Annotated in this window: 16 protein-coding genes; 1 reads left to right on the top strand and 15 read right to left on the bottom strand. The window is 63.9% G+C overall.

Annotated features, from left to right (window positions below; all coding sequences use genetic code 11):
- Positions 1-697 precede the first annotated feature (697 nt).
- Entirely contained in the window at positions 698-1,534 is an 837-nt protein-coding gene (locus NKJ80_RS06150) for an SLC5/6 family protein (protein ID WP_352497250.1), read from the top strand.
- A 645-nt stretch (positions 1,535-2,179) separates the two neighbouring features.
- On the opposite strand, the gene NKJ80_RS06145 is transcribed toward NKJ80_RS06150, so the two are convergent.
- From NKJ80_RS06145 to NKJ80_RS06075, 15 genes are all read right to left on the bottom strand, one after another.
- On the bottom strand, positions 2,180-2,872 hold the full coding sequence (locus NKJ80_RS06145; RefSeq protein WP_155922509.1) for a hypothetical protein: 693 nt from the start codon (positions 2,870-2,872) through the stop codon (positions 2,180-2,182).
- Positions 2,873-2,904: 32 nt separating this feature from the next.
- Entirely contained in the window at positions 2,905-4,083 is a 1,179-nt protein-coding gene (locus tag NKJ80_RS06140) for a gluzincin family metallopeptidase (protein ID WP_023689836.1), read from the bottom strand.
- A gap of 79 nt (positions 4,084-4,162) precedes the next feature.
- Entirely contained in the window at positions 4,163-4,885 is a 723-nt protein-coding gene (locus NKJ80_RS06135) for a TfuA-like protein (protein ID WP_031244619.1), read from the bottom strand.
- Between the two features lie 5 nt (positions 4,886-4,890).
- On the bottom strand, positions 4,891-6,045 hold the full coding sequence (locus tag NKJ80_RS06130) for a YcaO-like family protein (protein ID WP_023689834.1): 1,155 nt from the start codon (positions 6,043-6,045) through the stop codon (positions 4,891-4,893).
- Between the two features lie 23 nt (positions 6,046-6,068).
- The gene (locus NKJ80_RS06125) at positions 6,069-9,230 is read right to left on the bottom strand and encodes an AAA family ATPase (RefSeq protein WP_352497249.1); all 3,162 of its coding nucleotides are present in this window, start codon (positions 9,228-9,230) and stop codon (positions 6,069-6,071) included.
- Positions 9,231-9,532: 302 nt separating this feature from the next.
- Complete coding sequence (locus NKJ80_RS06120) at positions 9,533-10,516, bottom strand: substrate-binding domain-containing protein (RefSeq protein ID WP_023689831.1); 984 nt, start codon at positions 10,514-10,516, stop codon at positions 9,533-9,535.
- Positions 10,517-10,636: 120 nt separating this feature from the next.
- Entirely contained in the window at positions 10,637-11,689 is a 1,053-nt protein-coding gene (locus NKJ80_RS06115) for an ABC transporter permease (RefSeq protein WP_352497248.1), read from the bottom strand.
- On the bottom strand, positions 11,689-13,206 hold the full coding sequence (locus NKJ80_RS06110) for a sugar ABC transporter ATP-binding protein (RefSeq protein WP_023671399.1): 1,518 nt from the start codon (positions 13,204-13,206) through the stop codon (positions 11,689-11,691). The genes NKJ80_RS06115 and NKJ80_RS06110 overlap by 1 nt, the downstream gene beginning before the upstream one ends.
- The gene (locus NKJ80_RS06105; RefSeq protein WP_023821226.1) at positions 13,203-14,216 is read right to left on the bottom strand and encodes a LacI family DNA-binding transcriptional regulator; all 1,014 of its coding nucleotides are present in this window, start codon (positions 14,214-14,216) and stop codon (positions 13,203-13,205) included. Before NKJ80_RS06105 ends, NKJ80_RS06110 begins: the two co-directional genes overlap by 4 nt.
- A gap of 266 nt (positions 14,217-14,482) precedes the next feature.
- A complete protein-coding gene (locus NKJ80_RS06100) occupies positions 14,483-14,947 on the bottom strand; it encodes a GFA family protein (protein ID WP_352497247.1) in 465 nt (154 codons plus the stop codon).
- A 32-nt stretch (positions 14,948-14,979) separates the two neighbouring features.
- Positions 14,980-15,516, bottom strand: a complete 537-nt coding sequence (locus NKJ80_RS06095) for a cysteine hydrolase family protein (protein ID WP_023747809.1) — start codon at positions 15,514-15,516, stop codon at positions 14,980-14,982.
- 79 nt (positions 15,517-15,595) lie between these two features.
- Positions 15,596-17,602: an amidase gene (locus tag NKJ80_RS06090; RefSeq protein ID WP_352497246.1), complete on the bottom strand. Its 2,007-nt coding sequence runs from the start codon at positions 17,600-17,602 to the stop codon at positions 15,596-15,598.
- Positions 17,603-17,701: 99 nt separating this feature from the next.
- Positions 17,702-19,732, bottom strand: coding sequence for an SEL1-like repeat protein (locus tag NKJ80_RS06085; RefSeq protein WP_352497245.1), 2,031 nt, complete (start codon positions 19,730-19,732; stop codon positions 17,702-17,704).
- Positions 19,733-19,812: 80 nt separating this feature from the next.
- On the bottom strand, positions 19,813-21,420 hold the full coding sequence (locus tag NKJ80_RS06080; protein ID WP_352497244.1) for a WD40 repeat domain-containing protein: 1,608 nt from the start codon (positions 21,418-21,420) through the stop codon (positions 19,813-19,815).
- Between the two features lie 106 nt (positions 21,421-21,526).
- Complete coding sequence (locus tag NKJ80_RS06075) at positions 21,527-22,297, bottom strand: exodeoxyribonuclease III (protein WP_023703074.1); 771 nt, start codon at positions 22,295-22,297, stop codon at positions 21,527-21,529.
- Between the last annotated feature and the right edge of the window lie 4 nt (positions 22,298-22,301).

The following is a 22,301-nucleotide window of genomic DNA, read 5'->3' as shown; positions in this document are numbered from 1 at the left end:
CGATCGATCGCGCGGCAACGGTGAAGCGCTTCACAAACCGATGCCGCCCAGAAACATTTGTATACAAATTAGTTGCGCTCCCGCGGTGGCGTGATCCGACCTATGGCAGGGCGATCGCATATGGCGCTCCCTCGGGTTCGGCGACCCACCTTCCCTTCCTCGGCGCAAGGCGATCACATATGAGTTCTTGCGAAGAGGACCCCCACCCTAACCCTCCCCACAAGGGGGAGGGAACGCTGCCGCAAGCCACCCTTTCTGGCGCGGAACCCAGGCGATTTGCGGCGATCAGCGCCTACCAAGTCTCCCTCCCCCTTGTGGGGAGGGATTAAGGGTGGGGGTATTCGTAGAGCGCAAACCTGTCATATTCGATTGCCCCGCTCCGCGGAGGGAGAGGAAATGCCAATTACCGAGGTCGCGGCCTTGATGGGCCTGGGTTTCCTCTCCCCATGGACATGGGGGAGGTGGCCGCGGCGGACGGAGTGGGGCTGGCGCCGCCATATGCGATTGCCCTGCCCTCCTCCGCGCCATCGCCGGCATCGGCGTCCGCCCGCCTCGGCTATGGACGAATCCCATCATGCGCAATAAGGATGGGGTCTGCCGTGGCGCTTTCGCGCCGAGGCAGGCGACGTTCGATCAATGACGCTGCGCCGGGCGCCTTTGACGCCCCGCAAAAGTGTCGATACCGGGGGATCTGGTCATGACCGACAACAAGCCGACCGTAGACGTAACCAAGGACTGGCAAGCAACGCAGGGCCAGAAGTCCGGGGCCACGCGGCTGCGCCTGTTCGCCGTGCTGTCGTGGGTCATCGCCATTGGCGGTGAGATCGCCGGGATCGTACTGCTCTACAAGCACAAATTCGACCAGGGCAACCTGCCGCTGCTGATCGGCATCCTGGTCGGGATCGCGATCTTCGCCATCGCCGGGAGCCTGCTCTGGAAGGCGGCCAACCGGAAGGACCCGGCCCGCGAATCCGACACGTTCCGGTTCTTCGTCCAGAACCAGCTCGGCGCGATCATCACGCTGATTGCCTTCCTGCCGCTGGTTCTCTTGATCCTCAACGACAAGAACATGGACCCGAAGAGCAAGAAGGTGGCCGGCGGCATCGGCGCCGTGCTCGCCGTGCTGGCGACGCTGATCGGGGTCAGCTACCAGCCGCCGTCGGTCGAGCAGTACACGCAGGACATGAACACCTGCGCGGAACAGATCAAGGCGGGGCAGCCGACCACAGCCTGCTCGCCCGAGGTCGCCGCCCAGGCGCAGGCGATCGCCACCGACTCCACCACGGTGGCCGCGGCGACGAAGGACGCGGCGCACCCCAATGGCCAGGATATCGTCTACTGGATCGCGCCGGAAAACGGCGCCGCCAAGTCCGACACCGAGCATGTCTTCCACCTCTGCGCCGCCGTCAGTCCGCTGAAGGACAAGACCGTCAACAGCGGCTCGGTGACGGAAGCCTACGCCCAGAACGCCATCCGCATCACCAAGCAGATCGAGATGGAACAGAAGCAGTGCGGGTTCACGACCACGCCGTGAATGAGGCTGCGGGCTGGCGTGGCCGATTGGGTGCGCCAAACTGGTGGTCCACATCATAGTTGTCCGTCAGTGGCGTGCGGTCCCTCGTGGCGCGAAGGCTTACATGGCGGGACTAGACGCAACGTAAGCGGCTGGGGCACGCCAAATCCCTGGCAGGGGCACGACGAAAATTGAATGTCGCATTTGGGCCGCTTCCTGCCTGTCCGGTTTCGGGTGGTAGCATTCGGAAAGCGGACACACTCGTTGACTGGCGCGACAGCTAAATCCCGTTTGCCGGACACGGCGAGGATGCCGAGGGCCTCTCGGATATCGATGTGATGAAGCCTTTCGCGTTCGTGTCGACAGGATTCAATGGATCTCGGCCGGCGGTGACAACCAGGGCGCACAACATGGCCATCGTGCGGAACTCCCGTCGCCAGTTATGTCGCCGAGCCGATGCGCCCCACGCCCGCCCTCTAGACCGAGGACAGCCCCGAGACCAAGACACGGAAGGCCGTACCCAACCCGCGGAATGAGAGTCTGATCAACCGTCGTCTCTGAGCTCCACCCCCCAGCCCTGTGCAGCTTCAGCCGATCCGACTGCATGGCAAACCTGCCAAGCAGGCGAGCCTTCTTGCCTTCAACCTTGACAGGGAACATGAGAGACTAGTCGCTCAGCTTTCCGCCACGGTGTCCCATCGTCATCTTGGATGCGTACATCGTCGGTGAACGCTTGCCTGGAAGGTTCGCCTCGAGGACGATCTGTTCGACAAAGCCCTGGTTCATCTCCAACTCCACGCATTCGTTGAGCTTATCGACGAGCCAAACCGCGTAGCCTTCAGGTTCCTTGGCGTCAAATTCCGAATCGTCCGCCGGAATCTTGGGTTCCGGAAACGCCGGGATGATCATTATCTTGGGCTTTGGCAAATCGTAGGTATGTCCCTCATAGGCATAACCGACAATTATCCCGCACGATGTTTTCTGTTCTGGAGATGATCCGAGCATGAAGGTACTGCCTACCGTTGAAAGGACCGCAGCGCCAAAATTCTTCAGGTCGATCTTGAAATGGTAGGAGACTCTGATTGGTATTTTTGGAAATGGGATATTTCCATTTATTATATCTTGGCGGCCTTTGTTGCTGTCATACTTCTTCAATACTTCAAGTGCGTTGACATGTTGCTCGTCGGTGATAGGTTCCCCAGGCGCGGTTTCGACATACATGCCGGTGTCACCAAAGGGTGCTGGCGCACCGGGCACGCTGAGTCCAATTTCCGCCCCCAAGCCATAGAGCCTAACCTGTGTTGCGTTGTAAGCGCCTGACGGAAAGGTTAGTGTCGGTCGGTGATAGTCGTCGCTCATTTTCCTCGCTCCTTTTTGCTGCATCCTTCAGTTCACAAGATCTCCCGCCAGCTGAAATTCTCATCGAATTTTTCCGCGAGCATCGGCGCGACGCGATCGCTGGAGTCCACCACCAACGCCGCGGCCTTTTCGAACGACAGGTCGTCCGCATCGAGGCGTGGCCATGCCTGAGCAAGTGCGAGAGCCACCTCGTCCCTTGCTCTGATCAGCATGCTCTTGAACATGAAGGGCCGAGCGCGGAAGGCGCGGGACGTGAAATCCGAAATGCGCTGCATGTCGGATTGGTCGACATCCTTGATATCGATCCCCAGCAGCCGCTCGTCGGCCAACCCCTCGTGCACCAGTGCCGCGTGGTAGACGTGGACGATCGTGTCGAACACAGCCCCCGTGAATGGCCGTGACCTGTCATGGATTTCCGCCGTCACCTCCGACATGCGGCGTGCGTTGCTGGCGAGGCGGATCTGCCGATCGCCAGTCAGCTCGGCAATCCGGTTCAACTCATTGAGAACAAGCAGGTTGCCATTGCAGTGCCGCAGCAGCCGGTCCATGCCGCTGTCGAAATTCAGGAAGGACAAGAGCGAGACCAGATCCGAGCTGGCTTCGTGGAACGGTCCGAAATCGCCTTGAGTCAGGCCGCCAGTTGGTGTCCCGAACAGCGAAAACAAGATTGCGTGGCCGACCTCATGTGCGATCACATCGAAGTTGAGCGCATAGGGATAGTTGCCTCCGTCGATGCCGCGCTCTCGGCCGAGTTCCAGATAGCCATAGCCCGATTGCGCATTCTCCCAGTCGACGAAGGGGATGATTTCGAGCCGCTCGAACGTCTCGGCGAAATACCAGACAATCGGTTTGCCGAGGTAGCTTTCCCAGATGTCCAGCACGCGGCTGACCGAGGCGAAAGCGTGCGCAGAAAGGAACTGCCGCGAGGTCAAGGAAAGCTGATCGAAATGGCCGTCAAAGCCAGCCTGTGCAGGTGGAAAGGTTTCGCCGACAAACGGTGGCAGATAAGGGTAGTCGTAAGGCTCCTTGTCGAGGAGCGGATCGCGAACGTAGATGCGGTGATCTTCCGGGCCGGAGCGGATCAGATCGGGTGGAGTAGAAATCCATACTGTTTCGGGTGTTCCGTAACCCGAAAGGTGAGGGACCTGCGGGTAGACCAGGAACCGCGTACCCAGCACACCTTGCGCAACGGCACGATCGACCGCGTCCAATTGCTTGGCCCCCTCTGACGATGCCACGCTATCACGGTGCTTACGTTACGTAAATCGTCGGCCGCCAAGAGGTCAGGGCCTATAGCGCCAGCCCCGCATCATCCATATCCTTGGAGAAGGCCGTGGTTAGCTGTAATTCCGGCACGGGGTATGCTTTTTCAAATGCTTGCTCTCGCAAAAGTTCGAGTGCCCGCAGGGCATCTTGCTTTTTTTGCTGGACGAAAGCGGCGCCGAGCTCCCTGCACAATTTCTCGACGTCGTCCTTGCCGTCGTGCGCATCCCGGACCATCCGTGCCAGGGTGCGATCGCGAAAATTGACGGCCTGTGCCGCACCCTCGAGCCTCGCCTGCTGTTCGGGTGAAATCACGCCGCGCCGGCAAGCAGCACGAAGGGTCCGGCGCAGGTCAATCAGCGCATGCGTCAATTGAGCGAAATTCACCTCGGCCGGTCCATGCAATACCGCTACTGCGTCGTCGGGTGCAAAGGCGCAGCGGCGATACCATCGGTAGATAAGCCCGACGCCTTGCATATGGGGGAACAGCTCGGCTGCTCGAAGGGCACCCATGCTGGCCGCGCCGACGACATGAATGCCGCGGCTGAGGGCCCACAGGATTTCCTTGTGCCGAACCGCCGGCTCGGTCTGAAAACCGCCATCTATGAGAAGGATCGCACTCGGGTCGAAATGCTGCACGGCCGAAACGATCGAGCCTTGCACGGCCGGGGGAAGGCATACCGCATCGACGACCTTCAACGCGTCGGAATGGGACACGGTAGGGCCAGTGAAGACGAGTTTCGGGCGCATAATTCCTACCCCTGCAAGAGCGGCTGCAAGGCAGGGATGACAATCCTGACAACCGACAGGGCGTCGAACGGTTTCGTTCCCACCCGGATTAGGTGAACCGCATCGAACCCTCTCTCTTCGAGAATTGCCAAGAGGACCGACAGCCCGTCCGACGCCGTGTTGAACTTCTGCTCGGCGAACGCGCCGAAATCCACGCTGCGCGGGCCGTCGCGGAGGAGCCGGCGATGCGCTGCAATCACCTGCCGATCGGGGTATTTCGGATAGGACGCGCGCGTCAGGTCATCGCGCGCGCCCGAGATCGCCGCCAGACGGGCCTGGGCCGCTTCGTAGATGGCGTGCACCGCCGCGCCGGCGGGACTGAAACCGGCAGCCGAGCCATCAGCCGGATGATCCAAAAGGACCGTTTCTGTCGGTTCGTCTTCCAGCAGATGGCACCACACCACCGGTATGCCCAACGGCGACAAAGCTTGCCAAAGGCCAACCAGCACGTTCTTGGCCGCCAAAGTTTCCAGGAGATCGCGGAGCGACGGATCATCGATCGTCTCGGGATCGATGCGTTGACGGTGGAAAAACCCGTGGGTCCGGTATGCCGTGGCGATCGCGTCGCGTTCGATGCATTCAAGCATGCCATGAACGATGGCATCCGGCTCCGCGAAGCCTGCTGCCAAACCGCTCGTCGATGCCGCGAAAATGCCGTCATGGGGCAGCGACGGCAACACATAGGCGGTGTGCACGAGCTCGAACGGGACCAGGTCGCGGCTGCCGGTAAGAAGATTGTCTGCGGCTACCCACGCGGTCTCCCTGCCGCGCCATCCCGGCGCGGTGCCCCCTTGGAGATACCTTTCGAAACGATCTGGCGGGATGCCCAATTGATCGGCGCAGCCGACGACTGGTTCGAAATTCGCCACCTGCTCTGCAAAGAAGCTCTCGGCCGATTCCAGCATGGCCGATATCCCGGCTTGCACCAGGGTGGCGCCCTTGCCTTGCGCGACCGCGTTGGAGAGCGAGAAAGGTCTTGTCACCTGCACGACCGGGATGCCGAGCTGGTCGAGCCCGGTGATGTCGGCGATCCGCGTGATGCCCAGGCCTTCGCGCATCTTCATCAGCCTCGCCAGCGCCTCGTCGGGCGGCGGACCAAGGCGTTGATATCGCTCCAGCATCGCGGATGCTCTTGCAGGGCCCGCTAGTGCCGAACGGCCGATTCGGGATTGACGATCAGCGCGGCGCCCGGCTCGAGAGCGGATTTCGCACGTTCGACCCGATCGCGATAGCGCGACGACAGTTCAGGCGACAGGCCTGATGATTGAAGGGTCTCGTATGTACTGACGAGGAAAGGCACGGCACTTTGCTCCGCGGCTATGGCGATGCTCTTTTCGAGGGCAGCGATTACGTCCGCCTCCGCATCGCCCTGGAGAAGAAGTAGCTCCGCCCTTCGCCTGTAGAGCTCTGCCAGCCAGAAGCGGCTGCCGCCGGCCTCGGCCTGCGCCACAGCCGAGCCCAGCAACGCGAGCGCCTCATCGACCTCGGCAGTTCGTGTCAAAAGCTCTGCCAGCATGCCGCAATAGACCGGTTCGTCCTCAGGCGTCTGGAACTCGCCATGGAGGCCAAGGCCTTGCCGCATTTTCTCCCTGCCGCTCTCGACCTGGCCGGCGTTGCCGTCGCACCAGCCTTCGAAGATTTGCGCTGCGGCGGCGAGAGCGGGCATATAATGGCGCTCCGTCAAGTGGCGCAGATCCGCTATCACGCTTCGTAACCTCGAAAAATTTCGGCGATAGCAATGCAGCATCGCCTCGTTGAGATAGGCATGTGCGATGCTGCCGGCATGTCCGGTTTGCTGCGCCCAGCTCCTAGCTTCCGACATCGAATGGATCGCGCTTGCCGGCTTTCCGACAAACCAAAGCGACAAGGCGCGGTGGGCGAGCCCGCAGACCCTCGCGTCATGCCCGCCGAACAACGCAGCATTGGCTTTGCCCTGGCCGTGCTCATAGAGCGAAAGTCCTGCGTCGACTGCCGCGATGCAGCGGTCGTGGCGGCCAAGATTGAAGTCGATTGCCCACACGCAATGCCTGGCCTGGAGTTGCACTTCGGCATCCTCGACATCCCTGAGATCGCTGAGCACCACTTCCGCGCGCTCGCCGTCCATGACGGTATCCGTGAACCACCAGCCCCAGTAGATCGGGAACCACTTGGCCCGCTCGGCCACCGGCCGCCGCCGGGCTATCACCACGCCGTCCTCGTACAATTTGCGGGCGGGCCCCGAGTTCGGACCTTCGACAGCGGTCAGGATGGGACCGAGCACGATCATGGCCGATAGCCGCAGCGCGTCTCGCCTGTCGGCTGCCGCAACGTGCTCGCAGAGCGCCAATGCATGCTCGAGTATCTGCCTCGCTTCCGCCATTGCCGAGCGCGACGAGCTTTCCGTGCCTGCGATCACGAACTGAGCGATCGCGTCCTCCATAAGGCCTGCGCGCTCGGCGTGCTCGGCGACCTCGGCGGTGCTCAGCCACCCGGCCAGGTTTCGGTTGCGGCTCACCGCGGCAAACAGGTGGCGATGCAAGGCCTGCCGTTTCTTGCGCAGCGTTGCGTTGTAGATCGTCTCCTGGATAAGCGCATGGCGCACGCCATAGACCGGAACGCCAAAAGGCCGCACGCGGATCAGGAACCCGGCCTCGCTCAGTGAATCCAGCGCGTTTGCGATGATTTCGTCGTCGAGCTCCGGCAACAACGCGCGCAACAATTCCTGATTGAAACGATTGCCCGCGACGGCCGCGGCGCGCGCGACTTCGCGTGCCGGCCCTAGCGTTTCGAGCCTGGCCTCGATCACGCTTTCAAACACCGAGGCATGACTGCGCGTCGCGGTCTGCGCCAGCCGATCCGTTGCCGAGGCCGCGTTCTCGGCCATCCACTGGCAGATTTCTTCGATGAACAGCGGGACGCCTCCGGTCACGCGTTCCACCACGTCGAGCAATTCCGGGGAAGTTGAAGGCTTGCCTTGCGGCCACATGGCCGCGATCGCCAGCCGCGTTTGCTCGCGGTTGAGCGGCTTTAGCGAGATATGCCTTGGATTCGATGCTGCCAGCCAGCTCCCGGATTCAGGGCGCGTGGTCGCGATGACAAGCGCCCGGAAGTGACGGGCCGACTGTGCAAGCTCAGCCAACAATTGTCTAGACGTCAGGTCGATCCAATGGATGTCCTCGACCACCAGGACGATCGGTCCGCTGGCGCACAGGGCTTCGAGCGAGTGGCGAACCGCCCAATTGGCTTTCGCGCGCATCGCCTCGGCGTCGATTTCCTTAAGCATCGGATCGGCTCCCGCAGCGCCGAGCAGGAACGAGAAGACGTCTATGATTTCAGGATCGCGGACGTCATGATCGCGGAATACTTCTGCCACAGCGGCAGCGCTCAGCTGTCCTTCGTTGCCGGCGAAATCGCCGCGTACGTTCTGTAGCAGCGGATGCAGCGCCGAGCGCAAGCCGCCGGGCGTGCACTGGAAGAGCAGCAGTTTCGCGCGCTGGTGACGCGTGCGCCGGCGCACTTCGTGAAGAATGCGCGACTTGCCGATCCCGGCCTCGCCCTCGATCACCACCACGCCGCCGTTTCCTGCAACGGCGCTGTCCCATGCTTCGGCGATCGTGGCAAGTTCGGCCTCGCGATCGACGAGCAGACTGCTCAGCCGCCCGAAGGCGAAGAAGCGGTCGACCTCGCGCTTGTGACTCAGCGCGCGCCAGACCAGCTCCGGCTCGGCAAAACCCTTGATCGTATGGCTGCCCCTAAAGCTGAACACATGCGACCGTCGCGCCAGGTTGCGTGTCGCCTCCGAGACTAACACCGTATCCGGCTGCGCGATGGCCTGGAGCCGCGTGGCCATCGCGAAGGCAGGGCCGGTGACATTGTCACGACCGGTCTCGGCGTCACCCTTCTGGATCAGGGTCATCGATGTCGCGATTCCGACCCGGACATGCAAATCGGCGCGGCCTTGGTTCGAACCGACGCGCCTGCAGGCGTCGATGATTTCGAGCCCGGCCCGGATCGCCAGCGATGCCGCATCCTTGGCGTCTATTTCGGCAGGAAACAAAGCAACGCCGCCATCGCCGACCTCGACCTCTACGGCACCCGAGCACGACGCGACCGCCTGTCTCGCCGCCCGCTGGAAGGCTGATATCAGTTCCTCGAACTCTTCGATGTCCAGGATGCCAAGAAGGTCGGTCGATCCGACCAGGTCGTAGCAGAGCGCGGTCAGGATCCGGCGCTCATGCCGGGCTTCCGACGCATTGTTGCCGTTGCCGCCCAGAAAACCTGTTGCCACCGACGCCGCCGGCAACGCGACCGGACTCTTCTCCGACATGCTGGGATTTCCTCGCCGAGCACAGTGACGGCAATATTAGCAAAGTGCGATGCTGTTCACAAAACACTTGATCGGTGGGCAGGGCAGGAAAAAGCCGATGCTGGGATCATTATGGAGAGAAATGCTCACGGCGCAAACTCCCCATGGCGTTGACACCAACTGTGACCGCTTTTGGCGGGCGGCCGGGATGACTTCGATGACCGAGATGAGGCGCGAAGCGGCCGTTCCCATACGTTGCCGCAATGCAACAAGGCCCCTCGGGGCCTTGCGCATCACCTCAATAGACGCGCTCTGCCCGCCCCTCACTTCCCCATCAGCTGCTTGGCATTCTCGGCCGTGATCGCGGTGGTCTCCACCGTCACCGTCTTGTCCACCTCGGTCGCGCAATCGAGCAGGATCTTTTTCGACATCTCGATCGCTTCCTTGGCGCCCGTCGGGTAGGTGAAGGTTGCAACCCAGTCGCCCTTGGCCACCGCCTCGATGCCGCCTGCCGGGCCCGGCAGGCCGTCGGTGCCGATGATCTTGACGTCCTTGCCCGCGCCCTTGGCGGCGAGCAGCGCGCCGGCGGCCATCATGTCGTTGGAGGCGTAGAGCACCTTGATGTCGGGGTGCGCCTGCAGCATGGCGGCGAAGGCGACCTGCGCTTTGTCCGGCACCCAGTCGGCGGCCTGCTCGGCGACGATCTGGACCTTCGGGTTGCCTTTCACGCCTTCCTTGAAGCCGTTGAGGCGCTCGACGGCCGGCGTCGAGCTCGGCAGGCCTTGCAGCACCGCCGCCTCGCCGCCATCGGGCAGCAGCGTCTTGGCGGTGTATTTGCCGGCTTCCTCGGCGATCTTGAAATTGTCGCCGCCGATGAAGGCGGTGTAGTCCTTGCCGGGGTCGCCCACCGTCTTGCGGTCAAGCTCGATGACCGGGATGCCGGCATCCATGGCGCGCTTCACCGCCGGAGTCAGCGGCGCCGCCTCGAAGGGCGAGATCAGCAGGATGTCGACCTTCTGGGTGATGAAATTGTCGACCTGCGAGGTCTGCGTGTTGACGTTGCCGGCGCCGTCGGCGATCTGCAGCGTGAAACCAGGCACTTCCTTGGCGGCCGCCTCCAGCTCGTCATTGACGTGCTGGCGGTAGGGCTCGGCATTGTTGGCCTGCGAAAAGCCGATGACGAACTGGCCGTCCTTGGCGCAGGCTTTCACCAGCGGCTCGGCGGCGTAAGCGGAGCCTGCAATGCACAGGCCAGCGCCGGCCAGCAGCACGGCCTTGAGGGTCGATCCTCTTAGTGTCGTTTTCATAACTCACTCTCCTCCTCGTCTGGCCGGGGGGCCAGACCTTGGTTTGACGTTCACGTGTTGCCGTCTCCTCCTTGTTTGTTTGTGCATGTCGTCATCGCAAAACCTTTTGCGCGACATGCACTAACGACCCAACCCCTCGCGGCGGCGAACGAGGGATTGAAGCACTGCCGCCAAAACGATGATCGCGGCGGTCGCGAGCAGCTGCATGGCGGGCGTGATGTTGTTGAGCTGCAGGATGTTGGCGAGCGCGCCCAGCATGATGGTGCCGGCAACGGTGCCGACCATCGAGCCGGCGCCGCCAAACAGGCTGGTGCCGCCGATGACCACGGCGGCGATGGCCGTCAGCTCATAGCCCATGCCGTCATTGGCGCTGCCGAAATTGAACTGGCCGGCATGCACAATGCCGGCAAGGGCGGCGGCAAAGCCGGTGATGGCATAGACCGAGATTTTCACCATCGACACCGGCACGCCGGATATGCGCGCGGCGCGCTCATTGCCGCCGACGGCAAAGACATAGCGGCCGAAGCGCGTGGTGTTGAGCACGATGGTGGCGATCGCGGCAAAGATGACGAACACAAGCGTCGCCACGGGCACGGTGTTGTTGAACAGCCGCTCGCCCAGCACGGCGAACACCGGCGGCGCCAGGCCCGGCCCTTCGCCATAGGAAATGTTGATGTACTGGTTGCCGGAGACGACCAGCGCCAGCCCGCGCGCGGCCTGCAGGCCGGCCAGCGTGACGATGAACGGTTCCAGCCTGAAACGCGTCGAGATGGTGCCCTGTATGGCGCCGAAGACGATGCCCAAAGCGAGCACGGCGAGGATGGTGGGGATCAGGCCGAAGCCGCCGGAGATCATCATCGATGCGGTGACGACGCTGGACAGGCCAAGCACCGCGCCGACGGAGAGGTCGATGCCGGCGGTGATGATGACGAAGGTCATGCCGATGGCGATGATGCCGGTCTCCGACACCGCGCGCACGATGTTGGCGATGTTGTCGGGGTTGAGGAACAGGATCTCGCCGTGGCGGCGCGGCGAGAAGATGATGCCGCCGATCGCCACCAGCACGAGGCCGATCAGGCTCTGGAAGCGCACGATCAGCGCCAGCGGGTCGCGATGCTTTTGAGGCGCCGCCGTCACTGGGCTCGCTGCCACTGGATTGTTGTCCTGAGACATCAGGCCTCCCTGCCGTTAGCCGCGGCCAGCACAGTGTGCTCGTCGACGCCGCCCAAAAATTCCGCCACATTGCGCCCCTGGCGCAGCACCACGATGCGGTCGCACAGACCGATCAGCTCCGGCATCTCGCTGGACGCCACCAGAATGCCCAGCCCTTGCGCCGCGAGTGCCCTGAGCCGCTGGTAGATCTCGCCCTTGGCGCCGACATCGACGCCGCGTGTCGGCTCGTCGAGCAGCAACAGGCGCGGATTGCCGAGGATCTCCTTGGCCAGCACCACCTTCTGCTGGTTGCCGCCAGACAGCGCGCCGACGGCGATATCGGGGTTCTTCGGCCGGATATCGAACTGACCGAAGGATTCCTTCACCGCCTCGGCCTGGCGGCGCGGCGAGACCAGCCAGTTCGGCGAGATCCTGGATATGACCGACATCACCAGGTTGAGGCCGACGGCCATGCGCAGCATCAGGCCCGACCCCCTGCGGTCGTCGGTGACGAAGGCGATGCCGGCGTGGCGGGCAGCGCTGATCGAATCCAGTTTTACCGGCTTGCCCGATATGGCGACCTCGCCCTCCCAGCGGCCCGACAGGCCGGTGCCGTAGAGCGCGGAGAGCAGTTCGGTGCGCCCTGCCCCCATGATGCCGGCAAGACCGACGATCTCGCCTTCATGGACATCGAGCGAAACGCCTTGCGGCGCCTGCCAGCCGGCGCTGTCGCGGGCGAGTTTGAAGCTGGCGTTCCTCAGGCTGAGCAGCGGCTTGCCCGCGGCCTTGGCGCGTTGCGGATAGAGCTCGTCCAGGGGACGTCCGACCAGCAGCCTGACCAGCTCCGCCTGCGGCGCGTGCGGCTCGGTGATGCCGGCGACGCGGCCGTCGCGCATCACCGTCACCCGGTCGGCAATCCCTGGCACTTCCTCCAGCCGGTGCGAGATGTAGACGATGCCGACGCCGGTGGCTGCGAGTTTTCTCATGATGTCGAACAGCCGCTCGACTTCGCCCACGGTAAGTGCGGCCGTCGGCTCGTCCATGATCAGCACGCGCGAGGCGTAGGACAGCGCCTTGACGATCGCGACCACCTGGCGCTGGCCGATCGACAGGTCCGCCACCATGGCGGCCGGATCGATTGCGATCTCGATGGCTTCCAGCCGCTTCTTGGCCTCGCGGCGCATTGCCGGCACGTCGAGGAAGCCGCCCGGACGCATCAATTCGCGGCCGAGGAACAGGTTGGCGGCGACATCGAGCGACGGCACCAGGTCGAGCTCCTGGAAAATGGTGGCGATGCCTGCCGCTTGCGCCTCGCGCGGGTTGTTGAAGCGCACCGGTTTGCCGTCGATCTCGATCGTGCCTTCGTCCGGCGTGTAGACGCCCGACAAAAGGTTCATCAGCGTCGACTTGCCGGCGCCGTTTTCGCCGAGCAGCGCGTGGATTTCGCCCGCCTTGAGGTCGAAGTCGACGCCGCGCAGCGCCTGCACGCCGCCGAAGCGTTTGACGGCGCCGGTCATCACCAGCAGCGGCGCGGTCATGTTAGCCTCGTGTGGGTCGGCCTCCCGCAGGAGGCGCGCGCCCGCAGCGTCGCCTGCAGCCGCACCGAACGCGGCGCGGAACCGGTCGCCGCGATGCGGGCGCTGAGCAGGGCCGCGGCCTGCCTGCCTATCTCGGTGCAGGGCTGCGCGACCAGCGTCAGGCGCGGTTCGAAACAATCGGCCCATTCGAAATCGTCGAAGCCGGCCAGCGACAGATCGCCCGGAATGGTGAGGCCTTTTTCGCGGATGGCGCGGACGGCTCCGATCGTCGTCATGTTGTTGCCGGTGACCAGTGCGGTTGGTGGCGACGGCAGCGACAGGATGGCGTGGGTGGATGCGGTCGCCGCCGCCGTGTCGACATTCTCGGCCGAGAGATAGTGCGGCACGCTTTCAAGTCCATTGGCGGCGAGCGAAGCCTGGAACGCCTCGATGCGCTCGCGCGTCGTCGTCAGGCCCGGCTGTCCGGCGATATAGCCGATGCGCTTGTGGCCGAAGGAGGCGACATGGTCGATCAGCGCGCGCATCGACGTTTCGTTCTCGACGCCGATCTGATCGAAGCGCTGGTCGGCGAAACGGTCGATCAGAACGCATGGCATCTTCTTGTCGGCGAGGTAATCGATGGCGCGCTGCGGCGAGCCCGACGGGGCCAGGATGACGCCGTCGACGCGGCGCTGATGGAAAGCGCGCACCACCTGCAGTTCGCGGTCGGGATCCTCCTGGGTATCCGACAGAAACACCATCAGCCCAAGCCGTGCGCATTCGGCCTCGACCGCGCAGATGATGTCGGTGAAATAAGGGTTGGAGATCGCCGAGATCGCCAGGCCGACGCTGTTGGTGGTCGAGGCCTTCAGCGAGCGCGCCAGCTCGTTGGGCTGGTAGCCCATGGCGGCAATGGCGTCGTTGATCAGCCTCGCCTTTTCCAGCGAAACGAAGCGCGTGTTGTTGACGACATGCGAGACGGTCGACACCGACACGCCGGCGCGCCGCGCCACTTCAGCCATTGTCGGCAAGACATATCAGCGCCTGCAAGCGCTCCTCCCTAGTATGCGTTTCCCATCCGCTCTGATGGCGGATTTCAAGGGAGCTTAGGGTGATCGAAACGTTTGCGCAATCGATTCGATCCAAATTTTTAGCGGGGCTTATCTCCCCCCTCGAGGGGGAGATGTCGCCGAAGGCGACAGAGGGGGTCGGTTCGACTAGGCTCGGCCTCCTGCGGCAGATGGAGGTTGGCGCTTCACGCGATGCGACCCCCTCTGGCCTGCCGGCCATCTCCCCCTCAAGGGGGGAGATTCGCAGTTTCACCGAACTCCGCCACCAGCCCCTCATACGCCTCAAAGGCCGGCAGCGCCTCGTAACTGTGCACCGCGGGCGTCGTCGCCCAGGGGAGTTTCTCGCTGGTCCATGTCTCGATGAACGGCGTGAACCAGCCAGGCTCGTCGAGCATGGTCGGACGCAGATTGACGAACCAGTCGAGCCCTTCGGGGCGCGTGAACATCCAGCTCATGCAATGTGGGCAGAAGTAATGACGCGAGGCGCCGTGCAGTCCGCCGATCACCGGCTCGCCTTGCATGATCTCGAACCCGTCCGAGGGAATGGCGGCGCTCAGCGAATAGGCGCTGGCCGACATGCGCTGGCAGCCGATGCAATGGCAAGCCATGGTCAAAAGCGGTTTTGCGGAAATCTTGAGCCGCACACGTCCGCAGCGGCATCCGCCTTCGGCCGGCAATTTCAGGGTTGGCACGGCGGTCTCCCACTCTTCGAAGCGCCGGCGCTTCAGTCGCCGGTCAGCGCCTTCGTCGTCACCAGCGTGACGCCGGCATCGGTGAAGTCCGCATTGTACCGGGCGATGATCTCGGTCGCGGTTTCGCCTTCAGTGTCCAGCGTCGAGTGCGCATCGGAAACGACAGTGACGCCGAAGCCTTCGGCCAGGGCGCCCTCAACGGTGCCGGCGATGCAGAAATCGGTTTGCGCTCCGGCAAGCACGACTTCGCCGACCCCTTGCCCGGCCACCCAGGCGCCAAGCTCGGCATTCGAGAAGGCGTTGCGGACGGTCTTGGAGAATGTCGGCTCGTCCTTGGCCTGGCCGAGTTCCGGCCATACCGGCCAACCCGGCTCGCCGGGCGCCAGCGGATCGCCGGCCGGCCCGTCATGCCTGACGAAAGCAACCTTGCGCCCCTCGCGCCGCGCCCAGTCGATCAGCGAGCAGGTACGCTCGGCTATGCCAGGCGCATCGTGGATCGGCGGCTCGACGCGGCCGTCGAACATGTTGGTCTGGAGGTCGATGACGATGAGGGGAGCGAGGTTTGGCATGGCGCGAAGATAACGCGGGCGATGGGAGGGTCAAGACGGCGAAGCTGCTGATCTCCCCCTTGGGGAGATTACATGTACCTCACCCGATTCCACCCGCGACCACGTAAGCACCAGCCGTGCGTCCATCCTCCAGCCGGATGACGGCCGTAACGATCGAGCCGTAAGCGCCTCGCCACACACTGTGCATTCTTTCGTGCTCGCCGGCGGGCACCAGGATGCGACCGTGAAAGCTTGTGCCGCTGCGCCGCAGAGCGACCGGTTCGCCATTGACGTGAACCTTGACGCCAGCGGTCTCCGCATCGAGTTCAACCGTCACGGCGATCTCGGCCTGGTCTCCTCGCCGCGTCGTCTCGGCAACAAGCGTAAGCCTCGGCGCCGGCGCATCGCTGGCCCGCAATCCACCAGGCCGCCCCGCAAACGCATCGTCCGGCAATTCCGGCGTGCGCGGCGGGCTGGTGCGGCGTTGGGTGGCGCGCTCGTAATCGCCGGCGAGCCGCAGCAACTCCGCATCATCATAGGCCTTGCCCGCAAAGGTCAGCCCGACCGGCATGCCGATATCGGCCATCGTTCCCATAGGCACGGTGACGGTCGGAATGCCGAGATGACGCCACACCAGATTGCCATTGGCGACCCAGGTGCCGTTGCGCCAGGCGATTTCTGCAGAGGTCTGGTTGACGTCGGCGCTGGCCGGCCCGACATCGGCGACCGCCGGCAGCACGACGGCGTCGAGCCTGTGCTCGTCCAGCCAGTCCTCGAAGTCGATGCGCCGCGTCGCCTCCAATCCCTTCAGACCTTCCGCCAGCGTTGGGATATCCAGCAATGGCATCACGCCCTGCTTGACGCTCGTGACGTAGTCGGCCAGATCGAAACCGTCGTCGCCATAGCGGTCCGGCAGCGCGCCCGGCGGCTGCGGGAAAATCTTTGGGCCGTCGACCGCAGCCAGATCGGGGATCGCCGGATCGGCATTTGCGCGCAGGAAATCGTCCCAGCCCCAGATGCAGAGATCCCAGATTTCGCGCTCTGCGAATGCTTCCGGCACCAGCCCGCGTTCGACCATGGTTTTTGTGCCCGGACGGTCGCGCTCATAGTTCGAGACGACGGGGAAATCGACCTCGACCACCTCCGCGCCGAGCTTTTCCAGATCACGCGCCGCCTGCCGCCAGAGGTCGAGCACCGAGGCGCGGGTCTCGATGGGTTTGGGCGCGCCGCCGTCGCGGCAAATATACATTTTCGGCACGCCGAGGCGTTTGCCTTGTAATGAGCCTTGCAGTTGGAGCGCAGTGTAGCTTGGCGGCCTGAGAGCAGCGCTTTTCGCGATCGACACCCAGGGCTGCACACGCCAGAAATCGCCGCGCGTCTCCGCATCGTCGGCGACGATCACATCCAGCAACTCCAGCATGTCGGCAATGCCGCGCGTGTGCGGCACCACCACATCCATGGTCGGCACCAGCGGCCAGTTGCCCCTGACCGAAATGACGCCGCGCGACGGCGTGTAGGCGACAAGTGCATTGTTGGACGCCGGCGCGCGGCCGGAAGACCATGTCTCCTCGCCCAGCCCGAAGGCGGCGAAGCTGGCGGCGGTGGCCGTGCCCGAGCCGTTGGACGAGCCGGAAGCGAAGGCGGCGGTCAAATAGTCGGCATTGTAGGGGCTCTCGGCGCGGCCATAGACGCCACGCTGCATGCCGCCATTGGCCATAGGCGGCATGTTGGTCAGCCCGATCAGCACAGCACCACCGGCCCTCAGCCTGGCAATGGTGAAAGCGTCCTCGTTGGCGACGAGATGCTCGAAGGCGGGCGAGCCGGCGGCCACCGTCAGGCCCTTCACCTTATAGCTGTCCTTGGCGGTGTAGGGGATGCCGTCGAGCGGCCCGAGGGAAGCGCCTTTGCGGCGGCGCAGGTCGGAGGCCGCCGCCTCCTCGAACATTGCCGGGTTAAGCACCGGCACGGCATTGAGCGCGATGCCATGGCGGTCGTAGTGCGCGATGCGCCTGAGATACGCACCGACCAGCTCGACGCTGGTGACGGTGCCGGCCTCCAGCGCCCGGCGCAGGTCGGCGATCGAGGCTTCGACGATGTGGAGGGGCATGGGATTCTCGAGATGCAGCGGCAAATGAGTCTTCGCATCGTGCGATACGAGTGTCACGCCTCAAACGGAAGGCGTGACGGCGACGCTTATGCACTCGGCTCACAGCATCTTGCTGTCGAGCTGGCCGTTTTCCTTCATCAGGTCGAGATAGGTCTTGGCGCCGGAACTGCCGTGGCCTGCCGCCTTGAAGAACCATTTGGCGGCTTCCTTGTAGTTTGGTTTCCCATCGACGCCGCGGTAGTAGAGCGAGCCCAGACTGAACTCGGCATCGACGCTGCCGGCCTTTGCGGCTTCCAGCCACCAGGACTCGGCAGCCTTGTCGTCTCTGGCAATGCCCACGCCGTTGGCCGAGGCATACGCTAAGGCTAGCTGGGCATCGACATTTCCCTGCCGCGCCGCCTTGAGCCACCAGCCCGCCGCATCCGCACTGCTTTGCGCAACGCCAACACCCTCGGAATAGGCTGTGCCGAGCGCTTTCTGCGCGAATGCATTGCTTTGGTCGGCGGCTTTGCGCCAGAGCCTTGCCGCCTGAACGGGGTCCTTCGTTACTCCTAGACCATCCCAATACAGTCCACCGAGAGCGAACTGCGCAAGGTCATTGTCCTTGTCGGCAGCCTTGCTCAGCCACTCGAATGCCTGCCTTTCATCCTTCCCGACGCCCTGCCCGTCCCGATACACGACCCCGACATTATACTGCGCTACCACATGGCCTTGGACAGCAGCCTTCATCCACCATCGGAAGGCCAGATCATTGTCTTGCGCAACGCCGCGGCCCTGGCTGTAGAGGACACCAAGCATATATTGAGCGTCGGCGTTTCGCCCGTCGGACGCCTTTTGCGCCCAAGTCGCGGCCAACGCATCGTCCCGTCCCACGCCTTCGCCCAGCGAATACGCCCGGGCCAGATTGGCACCGGCTTCGGCGTTCCCCGCTTCCGCGGCCTTGCGCCACCAATAGACCGCCTGCCCGGCGCTCTTCTCGACGCCTTGGCCCATCGAATAATATCCGCCCAGATTCGACTGGGCGAACACAAAGCCCTGATTGGCGGCTTTGCTCATCCACGCAAACGCCTGGCCGTCGTCCCTAGGGGTACCTTTTCCCTGGCCATAAGCGGCCGCCACCGCGTATTGCGCTTCTGTCAGACCGGTGGTTGCGGCCTTCATCCACCACCCGAACGCAAGGCGGTCATCCTGCTCAACGCCGTGGCCCCGCGAGTACAAAGTGCCCAGCAAAGCCTGGGCATTCGGCTCACCCAGATCGGCTGCCTTTTTCACCCACACTATGGCGGCCTGATCATCCTTCTTGACGCCTTGGTGAAGATAGTAGGCGCGTCCGAGACAGAAAGCGGCCTCCAGGCTTCCTTGGTCAGCCGCCTTGCGCCACCATGAGGCAGCCTGCTCGAAGCTTTGCGCAACACCCCGACCCTGCGCATACAGGACGCCGAGGGCGTACTGAGCGTTCGCATTGCCCTTGTCGGCTGACTGCCTGGAAAACTTCAACGCCAGTTGATCGTTTCTTTCGACCCCTTGGCCATTTAAATAGACTTGGCCGAGAGAATATTCAGCCTCCCCGCTCCCCTGATCGGCCGCCTTGCGCCACCAATAGAGCGCCTGCTCATAACTTTGCGCGACCCCTTGGCCCTGCCAGTACAACACGCCGAGCTGGTACTGCCCATTCATGTTGTCTTTATCGGCGGCCTTTCGTGAGAAACTCTCGGCAAGCCGACTGTCCTTTTCAACGCCCCTGCCCATAAGGTAGGCCTGACCCAGTGCTGCTATGGCTTCCGCATTGCCGCCATCGGCGGATTTCTTCCACCAATACACCGCCTGGCTGTCGTTCTGAGCCACGCGCTCCCCGCGCCAGTACAGCGCACCAAGCTGGCCTTTTGCGTCAACATTGCCAGCGTCCGCCATGATCTTCATTTGACGGAATACCTCGGCATAATCCTTTGCCTGGAGAGCCGCTGCACCCTTTTGTGCCGCTGACCACTGCACATAGTAATTTCGGCCAGGACCGAGCAGCACAAAAGCCGCCAGCAACACCAGAACGACGGTAAGGACCCCTCGGCGACGCGACGTGGGCGGGCTGTAGACAGGTGTATCCACTTTGGGCGCCCAGTCGTTGTTGCTCACCGTCCCCAATCCATTTGCAGCCACCAGTAATCCATAGCGCAAGCCAGGCTGTTCTGGAATATCCAAAGCATTTGATGCCGCTACTGCGGTGCGCCGGCGAACAGGATTTCGCCATCGCCGCCAGCCGCCGGCCAATCCCTGATGGTCCGATCGTCGCCGCCGGTGACCAGTGTGCCGTCGGTGGCGAAGGCAACGGCGTAGATCGGGCCGGTGCGGCTGTCGAACATGGCGATCTGGTCTCCAGTGCCGAGATCCCACAGCCGCGCCGTGCCGTCGAGCGAGCCGGAGGCCAGGCGCTTGCCGTCGGCCGACAGCGCCAGCGTATAGACGGTGCCTTCGTGGCCCTCGAAGCGGCGCAATTCCCTAAACGTGTCGAGGTCCCAGAGCTTGATCGTGTAGTCGCCGCTGCCGGTGACGACATGATGGCCGTCGGCGGTGAAGACGGCGCCGTAGGTGCCCTGCTCGTGGCCGTGCCAGCTTCGCAATTGCTTGCCGCTTTCGACGTCCCAGAATTTCAGCGTGCCGTCGATGGAGCCGCTCAGCGCGCGCGTGCCGTCGGGCGAGATTGCGACCGTGCTGATCGGCCAGTCATGTCCGGTCATCACATGCAGCACCGATTTGTTGACGAGATCCCAGACGATGACGTTGCCGGTGTCGTGGCCACTGACGGCGCGCTTGCCGTCCGGGCTGATCGCCAGCTTACGCACGCCGCCATTCGCGCCCGACGAGAAGACATGCAGCACCGCGCCGTCGGCAAGCTTTCGCAGCACGATCTCGCCATCGTCGCCGGCGGTCAGCGCGGTTGCGCCGTCGGGCATGAACAGCGCCGTGCGCGCCATGTCCTTGTGTTCACCAAGGTTGCGGATCAGCCGCTTGCCGGCGATGTCCCAGAGCTTGATCATATGGTCGGTGCTGGCGCTCATGACGTCGCGGCCATCGGCCGAGACGGCGAGCCAGACGACGGCGTCGCGGTGGCCGTCGGGCTCGGTCGGCAGCGCCGGCGGAGGCGGCGGCAACGGCGCGACGGTTTGCGGTGGCGTGGCCGGAGCCGGCGGTGGAGCAGTCTCCGGTGGCGGTGTCGCCGGAGCGAGTGCGACTTGTGGCGGCTGAGGGGGAGCAGCCGGAGGCGTAGGCTGCGCCGGCTCGGGCGGTTTGGCTGCCTGCACCGGCGGAGTTGGCTCGGGCGGCATGGTGACCTGCGGCGAACTCGGCGGGGCCGGTGGCGTCGCCAGGTCCGGCGGGACACCGTCGATGCCCTGGTCCTTCGGCTCGGCTTTGGGTTCGTTCGGGGCGGCCACCTCAGCGCCCGGGCCGGCGTCACGCGCCCAAGGGAAGTGGTCGGCCAGCAGCGCCAACACGGCGAGCACCGGCAACATGAGGAAGGCGCGCCGCAGACCGGGGCGGCCCTTTGGGTCGATCTCGGCGTCGCGGCCAAAAAGCGGCGTTCCAGCAGGCTGGCTTCGCCGACCCGGCAGCAGTCCGGCCCAGAACAACAGGGCGCCAAGCAGGCAAAGCCCGCCGACGGTCAGGAACACCACCGGTCGCAGCGTGGCTGGGCCGTGCAGCATGTGATCGATCCCGCTCCAGCTGAAATCTCTGTCGCCGAGCAGCAGATACGCCCGCACCAGACAAGCCAAAGCGGCCGCCAGCAGCGGAAGCGCAAACAGCCTTTCGGCCAACCTGTCCATCGGACTCCCCCTCCGGTGCCGCACCTTGCTCATCATGCGGCCGCCGCAGCGAAACAAATAGCGCAAAACTGCGCCCACGAAAGTGGGCGCGATCACGCAGCCAAATTCACTTCAATTCGACCCATACCGGCGCGTGGTCGCTGGCGCCGTCCTCACCTCTGACATCGCGGTCGATGCCGGCAGCGGTGAGGCGGCGCGCCAGTTTCTTCGACAGCAAGATGTGGTCGAGCCGCAGCCCGGCATCGCGCGGCCAGCGGTTGCGGCGATAATCCCAGAATGTGTAGAGCGTTTCCTTCGGATGCTTCTTGCGGAGCGCATCGGTCCAGCCCTGCTCGAGCAGACGCTGGAACGACGCCCGGCTTTCCGGCTGCACCAGCGCGTTGTCGTCATAGGAGCGGGTGGCGTAGATGTCGCGCGGCTCGGGCACGATGTTGTAGTCGCCGACCAGCGCCACCGGCAGGCCGGTGTCGAACAGTTCTGCGGCATGCGCCTCCAGCCGCGCGTGCCACGCCAGCTTGTACTGGAATTTCGGCCCCGGCTGCGGGTTGCCGTTGGGCGCGTAGAGACAAGCGATGACGATGCCGTTCACGGCCGCCTCGATGTAGCGGCTCTGCTTGTCGGCGGTATCGCCGGGCAGGACGTCACGGGTCAGCACCGGCTTGGACCCGCGCGCGAGTATGGCGACGCCATTCCAGGTCGGTTCGCCCTTCCACACCGCGCCGTAGCCGGCCGCCGCAAGCGCCGTGCGCGGAAACTGCGTGTCGCGGGCCTTCAGCTCCTGCAGGCAGACGACATCGGGCTTGGCTGCCGCCAGCCACGCCAGCAGGTTTTGCAGCCGGCTGTTGATGTTGTTGATATTGAAGGTGGCGATTTGCATTTGG

Origin of the sequence: Mesorhizobium sp. M0030 (genome assembly GCF_040323695.1) — a bacterium.
In the GTDB taxonomy this organism is placed as follows: domain Bacteria; phylum Pseudomonadota; class Alphaproteobacteria; order Rhizobiales; family Rhizobiaceae; genus Mesorhizobium.
Note: the sequence above shows the minus strand (reverse complement) of the source record. Positions and strands in the feature narration are given on the sequence as shown.

What these genes read in the sequence shown, in the direction of transcription:
- NKJ80_RS06150 (WP_352497250.1), top strand. Translation starts at nt 698, where the DNA reads ATGACCGACAACAAGCCGACCGTAGACGTAACCAAGGACTGGCAAGCA.
- NKJ80_RS06145 (WP_155922509.1), bottom strand. Translation starts at nt 2,872, where the DNA reads ATGAGCGACGACTATCACCGACCGACACTAACCTTTCCGTCAGGCGCT.
- NKJ80_RS06135 (WP_031244619.1), bottom strand. Translation starts at nt 4,885, where the DNA reads ATGCGCCCGAAACTCGTCTTCACTGGCCCTACCGTGTCCCATTCCGAC.
- NKJ80_RS06130 (WP_023689834.1), bottom strand. Translation starts at nt 6,045, where the DNA reads ATGCTGGAGCGATATCAACGCCTTGGTCCGCCGCCCGACGAGGCGCTG.
- NKJ80_RS06125 (WP_352497249.1), bottom strand. Translation starts at nt 9,230, where the DNA reads ATGTCGGAGAAGAGTCCGGTCGCGTTGCCGGCGGCGTCGGTGGCAACA.
- NKJ80_RS06120 (WP_023689831.1), bottom strand. Translation starts at nt 10,516, where the DNA reads ATGAAAACGACACTAAGAGGATCGACCCTCAAGGCCGTGCTGCTGGCC.
- NKJ80_RS06115 (WP_352497248.1), bottom strand. Translation starts at nt 11,689, where the DNA reads ATGTCTCAGGACAACAATCCAGTGGCAGCGAGCCCAGTGACGGCGGCG.
- NKJ80_RS06110 (WP_023671399.1), bottom strand. Translation starts at nt 13,206, where the DNA reads ATGACCGCGCCGCTGCTGGTGATGACCGGCGCCGTCAAACGCTTCGGC.
- NKJ80_RS06095 (WP_023747809.1), bottom strand. Translation starts at nt 15,516, where the DNA reads ATGCCAAACCTCGCTCCCCTCATCGTCATCGACCTCCAGACCAACATG.
- NKJ80_RS06090 (WP_352497246.1), bottom strand. Translation starts at nt 17,602, where the DNA reads ATGCCCCTCCACATCGTCGAAGCCTCGATCGCCGACCTGCGCCGGGCG.
- NKJ80_RS06080 (WP_352497244.1), bottom strand. Translation starts at nt 21,420, where the DNA reads ATGGACAGGTTGGCCGAAAGGCTGTTTGCGCTTCCGCTGCTGGCGGCC.
- NKJ80_RS06075 (WP_023703074.1), bottom strand. Translation starts at nt 22,297, where the DNA reads ATGCAAATCGCCACCTTCAATATCAACAACATCAACAGCCGGCTGCAA.